At 73.7% G+C, this 15,355-nt stretch carries 12 protein-coding genes; 9 read left to right on the forward strand and 3 right to left on the reverse strand.

The window, feature by feature from the left end; all coding sequences use genetic code 11:
* Positions 1 to 19: 19 nt before the first annotated feature.
* Both ACBJ32_RS03655 and ACBJ32_RS03660 read right to left on the reverse strand, forming a co-directional pair.
* On the reverse strand, positions 20 to 961 hold the full coding sequence (locus tag ACBJ32_RS03655) for a citryl-CoA lyase (protein ID WP_375125402.1): 942 nt from the start codon (positions 959 to 961) through the stop codon (positions 20 to 22).
* The gene (locus ACBJ32_RS03660) at positions 954 to 2,105 is read right to left on the reverse strand and encodes a CaiB/BaiF CoA transferase family protein (RefSeq protein WP_375125403.1); all 1,152 of its coding nucleotides are present in this window, start codon (positions 2,103 to 2,105) and stop codon (positions 954 to 956) included. The genes ACBJ32_RS03655 and ACBJ32_RS03660 overlap by 8 nt, the downstream gene beginning before the upstream one ends.
* Before the next feature lie 157 nt (positions 2,106 to 2,262).
* On the opposite strand from ACBJ32_RS03660, the gene ACBJ32_RS03665 reads away from it, so the two are divergent.
* The 6 genes from ACBJ32_RS03665 (at position 2,263) to ACBJ32_RS03690 (ending at position 10,929) form a co-directional block, all read left to right on the forward strand.
* On the forward strand, positions 2,263 to 3,696 hold the full coding sequence (locus ACBJ32_RS03665) for an amidohydrolase family protein (protein ID WP_375125404.1): 1,434 nt from the start codon (positions 2,263 to 2,265) through the stop codon (positions 3,694 to 3,696).
* Between the two features lie 49 nt (positions 3,697 to 3,745).
* Complete coding sequence (locus ACBJ32_RS03670) at positions 3,746 to 4,546, forward strand: IclR family transcriptional regulator C-terminal domain-containing protein (RefSeq protein ID WP_375125405.1); 801 nt, start codon at positions 3,746 to 3,748, stop codon at positions 4,544 to 4,546.
* Positions 4,547 to 4,641: 95 nt separating this feature from the next.
* The gene (locus tag ACBJ32_RS03675; RefSeq protein WP_375125406.1) at positions 4,642 to 5,700 is read left to right on the forward strand and encodes an alpha/beta hydrolase; all 1,059 of its coding nucleotides are present in this window, start codon (positions 4,642 to 4,644) and stop codon (positions 5,698 to 5,700) included.
* A gap of 50 nt (positions 5,701 to 5,750) precedes the next feature.
* On the forward strand, positions 5,751 to 7,787 hold the full coding sequence (locus ACBJ32_RS03680) for a M14 family zinc carboxypeptidase (RefSeq protein WP_375125407.1): 2,037 nt from the start codon (positions 5,751 to 5,753) through the stop codon (positions 7,785 to 7,787).
* Positions 7,787 to 10,369: a M14 family zinc carboxypeptidase gene (locus tag ACBJ32_RS03685; protein WP_375125408.1), complete on the forward strand. Its 2,583-nt coding sequence runs from the start codon at positions 7,787 to 7,789 to the stop codon at positions 10,367 to 10,369. Before ACBJ32_RS03680 ends, ACBJ32_RS03685 begins: the two co-directional genes overlap by 1 nt.
* Before the next feature lie 59 nt (positions 10,370 to 10,428).
* Complete coding sequence (locus ACBJ32_RS03690; protein WP_375125409.1) at positions 10,429 to 10,929, forward strand: GNAT family N-acetyltransferase; 501 nt, start codon at positions 10,429 to 10,431, stop codon at positions 10,927 to 10,929.
* On the opposite strand, the gene fusA is transcribed toward ACBJ32_RS03690, so the two are convergent.
* Positions 10,926 to 12,935 carry an elongation factor G gene (gene fusA / locus ACBJ32_RS03695; protein WP_375125410.1) on the reverse strand — a complete coding sequence of 670 codons (2,010 nt, stop codon included), beginning with the start codon at positions 12,933 to 12,935 and terminating at the stop codon, positions 10,926 to 10,928. The two genes, ACBJ32_RS03690 and fusA, sit on opposite strands and share 4 nt — an antisense overlap.
* Before the next feature lie 369 nt (positions 12,936 to 13,304).
* Here fusA and ACBJ32_RS03700 point away from each other — a divergent pair, with 369 nt between their 5' ends.
* The 3 genes from ACBJ32_RS03700 (at position 13,305) to ACBJ32_RS03710 (ending at position 15,279) form a co-directional block, all read left to right on the forward strand.
* Complete coding sequence (locus tag ACBJ32_RS03700) at positions 13,305 to 14,021, forward strand: GNAT family N-acetyltransferase (protein ID WP_375125411.1); 717 nt, start codon at positions 13,305 to 13,307, stop codon at positions 14,019 to 14,021.
* Entirely contained in the window at positions 14,018 to 14,878 is an 861-nt protein-coding gene (locus ACBJ32_RS03705) for a lysophospholipid acyltransferase family protein (protein ID WP_375125412.1), read from the forward strand. Before ACBJ32_RS03700 ends, ACBJ32_RS03705 begins: the two co-directional genes overlap by 4 nt.
* A gap of 131 nt (positions 14,879 to 15,009) precedes the next feature.
* Complete coding sequence (locus tag ACBJ32_RS03710; RefSeq protein WP_375125413.1) at positions 15,010 to 15,279, forward strand: WGxxGxxG family protein; 270 nt, start codon at positions 15,010 to 15,012, stop codon at positions 15,277 to 15,279.
* The last annotated feature ends 76 nt before the right edge of the window (positions 15,280 to 15,355 follow it).

Here is a 15,355-nt window from a genome sequence, read left to right on the forward strand (position 1 = left end):
CGGACCTCCATCGACGAGCTCAGCCATGCGGGCCTCCATCGGGGTACGGCTCGGGCGGGACGGACCGGTTGTTCAGGTCCACGGACAGGAAGATCTCGTTGGCCACCGGGTGGCGCAGCTCCTCGGCGAGCTGCCCGATCAGCCCGGCGGTCCTGGCCAGCAGCGCGAACCCGCGCAGCAGCTCCAGCGGCAGCCCGAGGTCGGCCAGCGCGGCCCCGCAGGCCCCGGCGCCGTTCAGCGGCAGCGTCCGGCCGAGCACGCGCGGGTGCACCCGTCCGATGGCCGCGAACAGCGACAGATGCGGCCCGAACAGCCCTTCCTCGGCCGCGATCTCGAACAGCCGCGGCGTGCGCGGGTCGCCGTCCTTGTGCACGTGGTGGCCGAGCCCCGGGATGAGCAGCCCCGACTCGCGCCGGGCCCGGACGGTCTCCAGGGCGAGCGCGTCCCAGCCCGCGTCGTCGCACGGCAGGGGGTCGCGGCCGGCGATCATCTCGTGCAGGAACCGGCCGCAGTCCTCGGTGACGCCGAGGAAGCGCGAGCCGCCGCCGAGCAGCCCGGCCGCCAGGGCTCCCTGTACGGAGTCGGGCGCCGACAGGTACGTCAGCCGCGTCACGATCGCGGTCGGCGTGAACCCGTGATCGGCCAGCGCGGCCAGCACGGCCTCGAACACCCGCACCTCGCCGGGGGCGGGCCGGCGCTGCGTGGCCAGCCAGAACGCCAGCTCGCCGAAACCCACCTCGCCCATCACGTCCGCGGCCAGGTCCTGCCCGAGCAGCGTGATCTTCTTGCGGGAGGACGCCCCGAGCGCGGTCGGATACTCGGGCCGCCGCACACCGGCCGCGTCCTCGGGCCGCCGCCCGCCTGCCACGTCGTCGGGCCGCCGCCCGCCTGCCGCGTGCTCGGGTTGCCGCCCGCCCGAAGCGTCCGCAGGAGGCCGTCCGCCCGCCGCGTCCTCAGGCATGCGTCCCGCCCTCCAGCCATTTGCGCAGCTCCGCGCCGTGCTCGTCCAGCTCGGGCGGCGGCAGCGCGTAGCCGGCGGGCGTCTCGGAGAAGCGGATCGGATGCCGCGTCGTCGGCACCGCCCGCTCGCCCTCGCCCACCACCACGACCGGCTCCAGCCCGAACCGCTCCGCCGCCGCGAACCCGCCGTCGATGGTGTTGATCGGCCCGCTCGGCACCCCGGCCTCCACCAGCAGGGCGAACCACTCGTCCGCCGGCCGGGTGACCAGCCGCTCGACGAGCAGCGGCCGCAGCTCCTCGCGCCGCGCCGTACGGTCGGCGTTGCGCGCGAACCGCGGGTCGTCGGCCACCTCGGGGATCCCGAGCACCTCGCACAACTTCCTGAACTGCCCGTCGTTGGCGGCGGCCACGATCAGGTCGTGGTCGGCGGTGGGCAGCGGCTCGTACGGGAAGACGCTCGGATGCGCGTTCCCCATCCTGAACGGCACCACGTTCCCCGCCACGTACGCGGAGCTCTGGTTGACCAGCCCCGTCAGCGCGGACGACATCAGGTTCACCTCGACGTGCTGACCCCGCCCGGTCGTGTCGCGGTGCCGCAGGGCGGCCAGCACGCCGATGACGGCGTGGTTGCCCGCCATCACGTCGAACACCGAGATCCCGGCCCGGTACGGCGGCCCGTCCGGCTCCCCTGTCAGGCTCATCAGCCCCGACATGGCCTGCACCATCAGGTCGTAACCCGGCACCCGCGCCCCGGCCCCCGACCCGAACCCGCTGATCGACGCGTACACCACGCCGGGGTTGCCGGAGGAGACGGCCGCGTAGTCGAGCCCGTACCTGGTCAGGCCGCCCGGCCGGAAGTTCTCCACCAGCACGTCGGCCCGCCGGGCCAGCTCCCTGGCCAGCCGCGCGTCGCCCTCGTCGCGCAGGTCCAGCGCGATCGACCGCTTGCCCCGGTTGACCCCGAGGTAGTAGGTGGACACCTCGCCCCGCGCGGGCGGCGTCCACGTCCGCGTGTCGTCGCCCTGCGGCCCCTCCACCTTGACGACGTCGGCGCCCAGGTCGGCGAGCAACATCGTGGCGTACGGCCCGGCCAGGATCCTGGAGAAGTCGGCCACCAGCACGCCGGACAAAGGCCCGTCAGTCATCCAGCTCCACCTCGCGTCCGTGTAACGGACGAATGTCCGCCGACGTGATCACAACATGTGCCGCCGCCCTCGTCAACCGTCTTGACAGCACATCACCGGCTCATCACAGTGACGGTGACCGTAGAGCGGACAATCGTTCGCAAACGAGGAGCGTGCCATGAACGACTTCGAGGCCGGACGCCCCCTGGTGCTGCGCGGCGGCACCGTGCTGCCCATGGACGGCCGCCGCGTGCTGCCCCACACGGACGTCCTCGTCACCGGGGACACGATCGCCGCCGTCGGCCCCGGCCTGGAGGCCCCCGAGGGCGCCGCCGAGATCGACGCCTCCGGCGGCATCGTCATGCCCGGCATGATCGACACGCACCGCCACATGTGGCAGACCGCGCTGCGCGGCTACGGCGCCGACTGGACGCTCACCCAGTACTTCGTCTGGTTCTACCTGGAGCACGGCAAGCTGTTCCGGCCCGAGGACGTGCACGCCGGCAACACGCTGGCCGCGATCGAGGCTATCGACGCCGGCGTCACCACCGTCGTCGACTGGTCGCACGGCCTGCGCACCCCCGACCACGCCGACGCCGCCGCCGACGCGCTGCGGTCGGTGCCGGGCCGGTACGTGCTCGCGTACGGCAACATCCAGCAGCCGCCCGCCGAGTGGGCGACGGCGCCGGAGTTCCGCGACTTCGTGCGCAGGAGGATCACCGGCGACGGCATGCTCGGCTTCCAGATGGCCTTCGACGTGCTCGGCGACCCGTCCTTCCCCGAGCAGCCCGCCTTCGAGGTCGCCCGCGACCTCGGCGTGACCGTCACCACGCACGCCGGCGTGTGGGGCGCCACCGGCGACGACGGCATCCGGCTGATGTACGAGCACGGCTTCATGACCCCCGGCACCGTCTACGTGCACGCCGCCTCGCTGTCGGCCGACTCCTACCACCGCATCGCGGCCACCGGCGGCTCCATCTCGGTCTCCACGGAGAGCGAGCAGAGCGCGGGCCAGGGCTACCCGCCCACCTGGGCCGTCCGCGCGCACGGCATCCCGGTCTCGCTGTCCATGGACACCAGCGTGTGGTGGAGCGGCGACCTGTTCTCCGCCATGCGCGCCACGCTCGGCGCCGACCGCTCCCGCGAGCACCTGGAGGCGCACGCCAAGAGCGAGACGGTCACGCACTGCGCGCTGCGCGCCGACCAGGTCGTGGACTGGGCCACCCGGGGAGGCGCCGCCGCCATCGGCCGCGACGACCTCGGCACCGTCGCGCCCGGCCGGAAGGCGGACCTCGTGCTCATCAAGAACGACGCATCGCCCGTGTCGTTCCCGCTGCTCAACCCGTTCGGGCACGTCGCGTTCCAGGCGCAGCGCGGCGACGTGCACACCGTGCTGGTGAACGGGCGGGTCGTCAAGCACGAGCACCGGCTGGTCGGGATCGACCTGGCCGCCGCGCGGGCCGAGTCCGAGCGCACGGTCGAGTACCTCAAGGGGGAGATGGGGGAGGAGGCCTGGGAGAAGGGCATGAACCCCGACATCCCCAGCACCAAGATCCTCGACAACCCGTACACCTACACCGACTACCGCAGCGACTCCACCCACCGCCTGTAGGAGACCCTAAAGTCGGATCAAGCAGATCCAGAAGCGAGCGAGGGCGTACATGGCACGTGGTGAGACCGGACCTGACTTCATCGAGGCGCTGGCACGCGGCCTCGACGTCATCAGGGCCTTCCAGCCGGGCCGCCCGGTCATGTCGCTGACCGAGGTGGCGACGGCCGCCGGCCTGGCCCGCCCGACGGCCCGGCGCATCCTGCTCACCCTCCAGGAGCTGGGTTACGCCAGGCCGGAGCAGGGCGGGTTCGCGCTCACGCCGAGGGTGCTGGAGCTGGGCGTGTCGTACGTGCGCTCGATGGGCCTGTGGGAGGTGGCCCGCCCGCACCTGGAGCGGCTGGTCACGCAGACGCGCGAGTCGTCCTCGATCGCCCAGCTCGACGGCTCCGACATCGTGTACGTGGCCAGGGTCTCCGTCCCGAAGATCGTCGCACTGTCGGTGCAGATCGGCACCCGCTTCCCGGCGCTGCAGACGTCCCTGGGCAAGGTGCTGCTGGCCGCGCTGCCGCCGGCCGAGGTGGAGCGGGTGCTGTCCGAGCCGAGCCGCTCCGGCATCGAGCCGCGCTGGCGGCCGGACGCCAGGGAGCGCGAGGCGGCGCTGCGCACGGTGCGGGCCAAGGGGTGGGCGGTGACCGACGAGCAGCTCGCCCTGGGCATCCGGTCGGTGGCGGCCCCGCTGCGCGACGGGCTCGGCAACGTCATCGCGGCGGTGAACGTCAACGCGCACGCCGCCGAGACCTCCATCGAGCAGCTCACCGAGGAGCACCTGCCGCTGCTGCTGAAGACGGCGAGCGCGATCAGCGCCGACTGGGCGGCCTACGACGCGGTGCCGCACGTCACCGCGTCGTGAGCGCCGCCCGCGATTACGTCGGTTCCGCATATCAATCGCATGCGATGAGGAGATGAATCCCGGGTCACCGCCACCGCCGGCGGCAGGATCGGCCCATGCGCCTGATCCTCAACACCGTCATCAGCCTGGTCACCGCCGTCTCCCTGACGGCCGAGCCCCGCGACCAGGTGAAACGCTCGGACTTCCACGTCACGAGCGACCCCGGCGTGCGGATCGCCGTCCGCGAGGTGACCGCCCCGGGTGCCGGGCGCGGGCGCCCGCCGGTCCTGCTGCTGCACGGCGCCCGCGTCCCGGGCGTGGCGAGCTTCGACCTGCCCGTCCCGGGCGGCTCGCTCGCCGAGGACCTGGCCCGCGCCGGCCACCGCGTCTACGTCATGGACGCCCGCGGCTACGGCGCCTCCACCCGCCCGCCGGCCCTGTCCCGGCCGCCCCAGGAGAACCGGCCCGCCGTACGCTCAGACGAGGTGGTCCGCGACATCGCCGCCGTGGTGGACCGGATCGCCCCCAGGGGCAAGGTGGCCCTGCTCGGCTGGGCGACCGGAGCCCACTGGCTGGGCCAGTACGCCGCCGCTGACCCCGGCCGGGTCAGCCACCTCGTCCTCTACAACACCCTGTACGGCCCCGTCGACGGCCACCCCACCCTGGGCCGCGGCAGCGACTCCGAGGACCCGGCCCACCCGGGCCGCTTCAACGCCGCCCGCTACGGCGCCTACCGCCTGGCCACCGGAGACAGCCTCCTGCCGTCGTGGGACAGCAGCATCCCGGCAGAGGACAAGACCGCCTGGCGCGACCCGGCGGTGGTGGGCGCCTACGTCAAGGCCGCGCTGGCCTCCGACCCCACCAGCGGCACCCGTACGCCGCCCAGCTTCCGCGCCCCCTCCGGCGCCATGGAGGACAGCTTCTACCTGGCCACGGGCCGCCAGCTCTGGGACGCCGGCACGATCACCGCCCGCACGCTCATCGTGCGCAGCCAGCGCGACTTCTGGAGCCGCCGCGAGGACGTGACGAGGCTGCGCGAGCACCTCGTGCACGCCCGCGAGGTGCGCAGCGTGGAGCTGCCGGAGGCGACGCACTACGTGCATCTCGACCGCGCCGAGCGCGGCAGGGAGCGTTTTGTCCGAGAGGTTGTGAATTTCCTGGGTCTTGCCGGTTGATGATTGTCGGCTTTCAATGAGCCCCAGAAGGGATCTTCCTGGAGGGGCTCATGCACGGCTTACGGGCGTCCGCGGTCGTTCTGCTGACCGTCGTCACGACATTCCTGGCACCTGCGCCATCGGTCCCGGCGGTCGCCGGACCCGCCGACCCGGAGCCGGTCTCCCTGGTCACGCTGTCCGTGCCGGACGCGGCCGCCATGGAGCGGCTCGTCGCCTCCGGCGCCGACCTCACCGAACGCGTGCGCCCGCAGGCGGACGGCAGCGTCCGGATCGACGCGGTGCTCACCCCGAGCCAGCTCGCCGCGCTGCCCGCGGGCGTGACCCGGGCGTCCGGCAGCGTGCCGCAGGCGGCCCGCAAGGCCACCACCGCCACCACGCAGCAGGACCAGATCGTGGTCGAGCGGGCGGTCTGGTTCAGGTCCCGCGACGGGTACTTCCTGTCCGTCGAGGCCAGCAGCAGCGCCGCCCAGGCCGCCACGCTCACCGTCACCTGGCAGGGCAGGCGCGGCACCACCGGGCAGGCCGAGATGATCGCGTACGTGGACGCCGGCGCGTACCTGGGACACCAGTTCAGCACCCCCGTCCCGGCGGACGACCGGCCGCACCGGATCACCGTCACCTCCACCGGCGGCGGCAGGGCCGAGGCCCGCGTCGGCGAATGGCCCGACGGCGAGCGGCCCGACCACACCGGCCGCGGCTACCAGAAGGACTTCGTCACCCAGTACATGCCGCCGGCCCAGCTCAACGAGCGCATCAAGGCGCTGCACCGGCAGTTCCCCAAGCTCACCGACCTGATCGCGCTGCCGTACAGGACGAACGGGTACCGCAGGCACGCCCAGGCGCTGATCGGCACCCCGCCCGGCGCCGCCGTCGTCGTCACCTCGACCGCGTACGGCTCCGAGGGCGGCAACGACCTGTCCGTCGAGCTGGTCACCCCGGGCACGCCCGACCGGCCGCTGCAGGTCACCGTCAACGGCAAGCTCATCACCGTCAGCCTGGCCACCGACGGCTCCGGCGCGCCGGCCAGCACCGCCGCCCAGGTCGTCGCGGCCGTCAACGCCGTGCCCGGCATCTCCGTCAGGGCCGCCCTCTACCGCACCGACCCGGGGGCGGGCGTCATGGCGCCCGCGCCGCCGGTCCAGCTCGACGACTTCCTCAACGCCCCGGCCGACGTCTCCCGCGCGCCCGCGACGGTGCTCGCGCTGCGCATCGGCGAGCGCCGCGACGGCTCGCGCACCGGCGTGCTCGCCTACGCCCAGGAGCACGCCAGGGAATGGGTGACGCCGCTGGTCACGATCGAGGCGGCCGAGCGGCTGCTGCGCAACTACGCCCGTGACAGGGCCACGCGCCGGCTGCTGGAGCGCACCGACATCTTCATCGTGCCGACCGTCAACCCCGACGGCGCGAACTACAGCTTCTACGACTTCAACTCCCAGCGGAAGAACATGACGAACCACTGCCCGCCGCAGCAGTCCGACCCGGCGCTGCGCAACACCTGGGGCGTGGACGTCAACCGCAACTACGCCGCCGGCTCGCTGTTCGACGGCTACTTCGGCGCCTCGGCCAACTGCCAGAGCGGCACGTACGCCGGCCCCGGCGAGCACTCCGAGCCCGAGAGCCGCAACGTCATCTGGCTGGCGCAGAAGTACCGCAACATCAAGTTCGCCATGAACGTGCACAGCTACGGCGGCTTCTTCATGTGGCCTCCGGGCGCGTACAAGCTCGACGGCCGCGTCACCCTGCCCAGGCCCGCGCAGCAGGAGCTGGCCTACTTCCTGCGCTCGGCCCGCACGATCGAGCAGGCCATCGCCGCCGAGCGGGGCACCGTCATCTGGCCGCAGCAGACCGGGCCGGTGACGGACGTGCTGTACTCGGCGGCCGGGAACTCCGCCGACGAGCTCTGGTACGACTTCGGCATCTACGGCTGGGACTTCGAGGTCGGCGCCGACCTGTGGAACCCGGCGACCCGCGCCTGGGAGGGCGTGGGCTTCCAGCCGCCGTTCGAGGAGGGCCACGCGGAGGCGATGGAGTTCGCCGCGGGCCTCATCTCGCTCATCGGGATCGCCGCCGACTACAGGGAGCGTTGATGCGCCGCCTCCTGGCCGTGACCGTCGCGGCCGCACTCCTCGCCGTCCCCGCACCGGCCGCGCTGGCAGGCCCGCAGCCGTCGCCCCAGGCCGGCGCCGCCCAGTCCCCCGGCGGAGGCCCCGTTCGGGACTCCGGCAACGGCCCCGAGCGGAACGAGGTCGCCGCGGGCGTGCCCGAGCAGGCCGCCATCCTCGACGCCAGGGCCATGCCCGAGGCGCAACCGTACGGACACTCGCGCGAGCGCGGCTACCCGCGTCGGACGAGGCTCCCGCTGCCGCCGGAGAACCCGGCCGACTCCTCGATCAAGCTGGGGCTGGTGCCGTACCACGGCATCGCGCCCAAGCTGAACGAGCTGCAGCAGCGCAGCGACCGGGTGAGCGTGGAGGTCATCGGCCGCTCGTACCAGGGCCGCGACCTCTACCTCGTCACCGTCACCGAGCCGGAGAGCGCCGCCAGGGCGCGCGAGCAGGAGCGCATCCGCGAGCGCATCGAGAACGACCCGGCCGCAGCCGCCCGCGAGCGCGGGCTGGCCGCCCGGTACAAGGCGCCCGTCTTCGTCAACGCCAACATCCACGGCAACGAGTGGGAGGGCACCGACGCGTCCCTGCGCACCATCGAGCAGCTCGCCACCAGCAGGGACCCGGCGGTCGCGGGCCTGCTCGCCCGCACCCGCCTGTACTTCAACGTCACCGCCAACCCCGACGGACGCGTCAACGGCGCGCGCCAGAACGGCGCCGGCTTCGACCTGAACCGCGACTTCGTCACCGCCTCCCAGCCCGAGGCGCGCGCCATGCGCCAGGCGATCATGGACACCCAGCCGGTCGCCCTGGTCGACCTGCACGGCTACGTCAACGGCACGCTCATCGAGCCGACCACCCCGCCGCACGGCGCCAACTACGAGTACGACCTGTTCATCACCAACACCTACGCCAACGGCCTCGGCATGGAGGCCGCGGTCAACGCGCTCGGCTACACCCCGGACAAGGACGGCGTGGAGCCGGCGCAGATCCCGTTCCGCGACTCCGCGGACGGCTGGGACGACTGGCCGCCCATCTTCACCCCGCAGTACGCGCCGTTCCACGGCACGGTCGCCGCGCACACCGTGGAGATCCCCCTCGACGTCAACGAGCCCGCCTACAGCAACGAGCCGGTGGAGGAGCTGCGCCGCCGCTCGGCCATCAACACCGACGTGGCCGCCGCGGCGGTGCGCGCCACCTACGGCTTCGTGCAGGCGCGGCATGACCGGCTGATCGCCGACCAGATCGAGGTGTTCCGGCGCGGCGCGGCGGGCGAGCCGGCGAAGGCCGTGCCGCTCGGCATCGTGCCGGGCTTCGGGCCCGAGGACGTCTACACCACCACGTTCCCGCGCGCGTACGTCATCCCGGCAGGGTCCGGGCAGCGCTCGGCCACCGCTGCCGCACGCCTGGTGGACCACCTGGTCGCCAACGACGTCCGGGTCGAGCGGGCCAGGTCGGCGTTCCGCTCGGGCGGCAGGACGTACCCGGCAGGCTCGTACGTGGTGGACATGCGCCAGCCGAAGCGCGGCCTGGCCAACGTCATGCTGGAGCCGGGCGCGGACATCTCGCCCAGGGTCGGCGCCATGTACGACATCTCCGGCTGGAGCCACGCGCTGCTGTGGGGCGCCACGGTGGAGCCGGTCGAGTCGCTGCGCGCGCGTACCGAGCCGGTCAGGGCCGCCGCCCCGGCAGGCTCGGTGCCGCGCACCCCCGGCCCGCTCGCGCTGGAGGTGGGCGACGCCAAGGAGGTCAGGGCGCTCAACGACCTGCTCGCCCAGGGCGTCGCGGTGACCTGGGACGACGGCACGGCGATCGTCCCGGCCTCGGCCAGGCGGGCGGCCGGGACGGTGGCCGACCGCTACGGCGTCGCCTTCACCCCCGCGGGCACGGCCACCGGCGTCCCCCTCGGCCGGGTGCGCATCGCCGCCGCCGCGTCCGCCGACGAGCTGTTCACGCTGCGCGAGCTGGGCTTCCCCGTCACGCCGGTCTCCACCGCGGTGCTGAACGCCGGCTACGACTGGAGCGCCACCGACGTCCTGTACGTCTCCAGCGGCCTCAACCACGCGGCGCTCAACGCGGCGGCCAGGACGGCGCTCGACGCGTTCCTCGCCACCGGCGGCGTCATCACCCGCGGCCGGACGGGCGCCGCCTTCAACGCCGCCGCCGGCCTGCTGACCGCCACCACGGTGGCCGGCAACCCGGACGGCAACGGCGTGGTCCGCACCGTGTCCGCCGACAGCGGGCTGCCCGGCCACTCGTTCGTGTACTCGCCGCTCTGGTTCACCGGCCTGGGGCCCGAGGTCACGGTCGAGCAGTCGTACGCGGCGGACGGCCCGCTGGTCGCGGGCCACTGGCGGCCCAGGGAGGACGGCTCGGGAGGCGGCCAGGAACAGGCCAGAGGCCAGGCCGCCGTGGTGAGCGGCAGGGACGAGCGGGGCGCGGCCGTGGTGCTGTTCGGCACCGAGCCGATGTTCCGCAACCATCCCAAGGGCCTGTTCGCCCAGGTGGCCGGGGCGCTGTACTGGTCGTCCTCGGTCACGGGGGCCGCCGTCACCACTCCATGATCGGATCTGATATGTTCTACCCTTCCGGTCGGGTTTGCTCCCGGCCGGAAGGTTTTTGTATGACTTCTCCACATGTGACCGTGCGGCCGATGACGGCCGCCGACCGTCCCACGGCCGAGCGGCTCTGGCTGATGTTCCGCCACGACATGGCCGACTTCCAGGGCGGCCTGCCCAGCCCCGACGGCACCTACCACAGCGACCGGCTGCGCTCGGCGCTGGCGGACGACGACTGGGCGCCCTACCTGTTCACCAGCGGCGAGTCGCCGGTCGGCTTCGCGTTCGTGCGCGCGCTGTCCGGCCCGGCGCGCGTGCTGAACAGCTTCTTCGTGGTCCGCGGCGCGCGCAGGGCCGGCATCGGGATGGCCGTCGTGCGGGAGGTGATCTCGCGTCACCCCGGCCCCTGGAAGGTCGCCTTCCAGGACGCCAACACGACGGCCGTCGCGTTCTGGCGGCGGGTCGCCACGGAGATCGCCGGCGCCGCGTGGACGGAGGAACGCCTGGCCGTGCCGAACCGGCCCGACGTCCCCCCTGACGTCTGGATCTCCTTCACCGCCGGTTAGGCGGGGGCGTACCCGGCGGGGCGCGTGGTGAACGTGCCCCGCCCCTGCGTACGGCTGCGCAACCGGGTCGCGTACCCGAACACCTCGGCCAGCGGCACCACCGCGGTGATCATCACCGCGCCGGCCCGCGCCTCGGAGCCCGAGATGCGGCCCCGCCGCGCGGCCAGGTCGCCCAGCACCCCGCCGGCCATCTCGTCGGGCACCGTCACCGTCACCTCCACCACCGGTTCCAGGAGCACCATCGCGCACCGGCGCAGCGCCTCGCGCAGCGCCAGCCGCCCGGCCGTGCGGAACGCCATCTCCGAGGAGTCCTTGACGTGCGTGGCCCCGTCGGTCAGCGTGACCCGCAGCCCGGTCACCGGGTGACCGGCGAGCGGGCCGTCGGACAAGGCGTCCCGGCAGCCGGCCTCGACCGCGCGCACGTACTCGCGCGGCACCCGGCCGCCGGTCACCGCCGAGGCGAACGCGAAGCCCTCCTCCAGCGGCTCGACGTCGATCACCACGTGGGCGAACTGCCCGGCGCCGCCGTCCTGCTTGACGTGCCGGTACAGCAGCCCGGACACGCCACGCACGACCGTCTCCCTGAACGCGACCTGCGGCCGCCCGACGCTCACCTCCAGCCGGTGGTCGCGCCGCAGCTTCTCCGCCGCCACTTCCAGGTGCAGCTCGCCCATCCCGGACAGCACGGTCTGCCCGGTCTCGGCGTCGGCGCGCACGGCCAGCGAGGGATCCTCCTCGGCCAGCCTGGCCAGCGCCGCCGCCAGCCGGTCGGCGTCGCCGCTCCCGCGCGCCTCGACGGCCACGGACACCACCGGCTCGGTCGCGCCCGGCGGCTCCAGCAGCAGCGGAGCGCCGGGCGCGCACAGCGTCGTGCCCGTGCGGGCCGCCTTCGGCCCGACCACGGCCACGATGTCGCCGGCCACCGCCCGGTCCGCCTCGGCGTGCCGGTCGGCCTGCACCCGCAGGATCCGGCCGATCCGCTCGGTCCGGCCCGTGCCCGCGTCCAGCACGGTGTCCCCCTTCCGCATCGTGCCCGAGTAGATCCGCAGGTACGTCAGCCGGCCGGTCGCCGTCGCGCTCACCTTGAACGCCAGCGCGGCCAGCGGCGCCGCCGGATCGGCCGGGCGGGACTGCCCGTCCTGCCCGCGCACGGCGGGCACGTCCAGCGGCGAGGGCAGGTACCGGACGGCGGCGTCCAGCAGCGGCTCGATCCCGCGGTCCCGGTACGCCGAGCCGCACAGCACCACCACGCCGGCACCGCTGCCGGTCAGCTCGCGCAGCGCGGCCACCAGCGTCGCCTCCGAGACCGACGGCTCGGCGCAGAACTCCTCCAGCGCGCCCGGATGCAGCTCGGCGACCGCCTCCTCCAGCAGCCGGCGCCGCCGCCGCGCCTCCGCCAGCAGGTGCTCCGGCACGGGCACGGTCTCCAGCACGCCGCCGTCCCAGATCAGGGCCCGCATGGCGAGCAGGTCCACCACGCCGGCGAAGCCGTCCTCGCGTCCGATCGGGAGCTGCACGACCAGCGGCGCCGGATGCAGCCTGCGGCGGATCGACTCCACCGCCGCGTCGAGGTCGGCGCCCGCCCGGTCCAGCTTGTTCACGAACGCGATGCGCGGGACCCCGTGCCGGTCGGCCCGCCGCCACACCGACTCGCTCTGCGGCTCCACCCCGGCCACGCCGTCGAACACCGCGATCGCGCCGTCGAGCACCCGCAGGGAACGCTCCACCTCGTCGGTGAAGTCGACGTGACCCGGGGTGTCGATCAGGTTGATCCGGTGCCCGTCCCACTCGCAGCTCACCGCGGCGGCGAAGATCGTGATGCCGCGGTCGCGCTCCTGGGGGTCGAAGTCGGTGACGGTGGTGCCGTCGTGCACCTCGCCGCGCTTGTAGGTGGCGCCGGTCAGGTAGAGCATCCGCTCGGTGACGGTGGTCTTGCCGGCGTCGACGTGGGCGAGGATGCCGAGATTACGGACGGTCTGCAGGGAGTTGAAAACGTGAGCACGCACGGCCCATGACCCTTTCGGGGCTCATTTCGGACAGGACGGCGCGATTCGATGGCCTGCGGAGGATCCTTGGGAAGGTCTCGTCAGGGCAGCAACCAGTGGCGGCCGCGCAGCCGGCACCGGGCGCGCGAAGACACCAGGATCACCTCGTAACGCGACAGGGAGACGGCGGCAGCGGTGCTGTGGTCACGCACGGCCGGCTCCCTTCCTTGATCACGTCATCGGCGTCAGGTGGTGAGTGTAGTGAGCCGGTCGACGCGCGGGGAAACGATTTTTTCTCTCGGTCGCCTGGCTGCCCCCAGCGCGAGACGTGCACGTCATTTCGGCATGTCGACATAGGCGCGAGGACCCTTCAGGGAAGGACGCGCGCCCATGACGATCTCTCTCGGCACCGGCAGGTACACGGTCGGCATGGCCACCAGCGCCGCCGACCTGCAGGCGGCCCAGCGGCTGCGATACGCGGTCTTCGCCGGGGAGATGGGGGCGCGGCTCGACAGCCCGGTCTCCGGCCTCGACGCCGACCGGTTCGACGCCTACTGCGACCACCTCCTCGTCCGCGACGGCGACCAGGTCGTCGGGACGTACCGGCTGCTGCCTCCCGGGCGCACCGAGCGGCTCTACTCGGACGCCGAGTTCGACCTCACCGGCCTCGCCCCCCTCAGGAAGGGGCTGGTGGAGGCGGGCCGCACCTGCGTGCACCCCGACCACCGGGACGGCACGGTGGTCGGCCTGATGTGGGCGGGCATCGCCCGCTACATGGTCTCCGGCGGGTACCGGTGGCTGGCGGGCTGCTGCTCGGTGCCGCTCGGCGACGGGGGCGCGCTGGCCGCCGCCGTGATGGAGCGGGTGCCGCTCGGCCCCGAGGAGCACCGGGTGCGCCCGCGCACGCCGTGGCGGCCCGGCCGGGTGGCGCTGCCCGACCGGTTCGTGCCGCCGCCGCTGCTGCGGGGCTACCTGCGGCTGGGCTCGTGGGTGTGCGGGGAGCCCGCGCACGACCGGGACTTCGGCACCGCCGACTTCTTCATGCTGCTGTCCATGGCCAACGTCAACACCCGCTACCTGCGCCACTTCCTCGGCGAGCCCCTGTGAGCACCGTCCTGCCGCCACCCGCGGCGCAGCTCAACCCCTGGCGGCCCCTGGGGCCGTGCACGCCCGCCGCCTGCATCGGGGACCCGGCCTCCGCGGTGGGCGGCGTCCGGCGTGCCGCGCGCCTGCTGGCCGCCGTCGTCGTGGTGCTGGGCGGCGTGCCCGTGGCCCTGGTCGCCCGCGCGTTCACGCAGGCGCGGCTCACGCGGCTGTGGGCGCGGCTGATGCTGCGCGCGCTCGGCATCCGCCTGGAGGCGCACGGGGCCGGCATCGCCGCGGGGACGGGCACGCTGGTGGTGGCCAACCACATCTCCTGGCTCGACCCGCTGGTCATCGCCGCCACGGTGCCGTCCAGGCCACTGGCCAAGCGGGAGGTCGCCGGCTGGCCGCTCATCGGCACCCTGGTGGCGGGGGCCGGGGCGCTGTTCATCGACAGGGAGCGGCTCATGGCGCTGCCGTCGGCGGTGGCCGCCGTGGCCGGCGCGCTCAGGGCGGGCGACACGGTCGTCGCCTTCCCCGAGGGGACCACCTGGTGCGGGCGGGGGATGGGCGGGTTCCGGCCCGCGGTCTTCCAGGCGGCGATCGACGCGGGAGCCGCCGTCCGGCCGGCCACGCTGCGCTACCGCGAGGGGCCGGCGCCCTCCACCCGTGCCTGCTTCGTGGGCGACGACTCGCTGCTGGCCTCCCTGCTGCGGGTGGCCGCCACGCGTGACCTGGTCGTGGAGGTGAGGCTGCTGGCTCCCGTACGGCCCGCGCCCGGCACCGCCGGCCCGCGGGCGAGAGCGGAGCTGGCCGGGATCGCCGAGGCCCGCGTACGTGCCGGCGTGTCCGGCCGCCACCTGCCGGGAGAAGGCGTTTGATGCGCCCTGGACGATGGTAGGGGGCTGTTAGCAGGGGATCTGGAGATCGCCCCGCTATCGGAAGCCTTCGTCGGAGAAGGCGTGATAGGCGGTCTCCGCGGTTGCAGAGACCGCCGGATCGGGGGAACCCAATGCGCAAGACCCTGACCGGGCTGGGCCTGGCGTTCTTCTTGACGCTAGCCCCGGCCGCTGCGGCGACGGCCGACACACCCGTCGAGCCGGTCGCCCAGAGCCAGGTGACGCCGGCACCGCAGGACAACAACCGGGACGAAGGCGGCGGCAACGCCGGTCTGTGGGGCCTGCTGGGCCTGCTCGGCCTGCTGGGCTTCGCCGGCATGCGCAAGCAGCGCAACCACGTCGGCACCTCAGAGCACATGCCGCACCGCACCACGCGGCCGTAACGGTGCCGGCCCCGGCCTCGTGCCGGGGGTGAAGCGCACCAGGTGACACGGCTGCCGGCAGGTCAGCCGTGTCACA

The organism is Nonomuraea sp. GTA35 (assembly GCF_041950525.1).
Taxonomy (GTDB): Bacteria; Actinomycetota; Actinomycetes; order Streptosporangiales; family Streptosporangiaceae; genus Nonomuraea.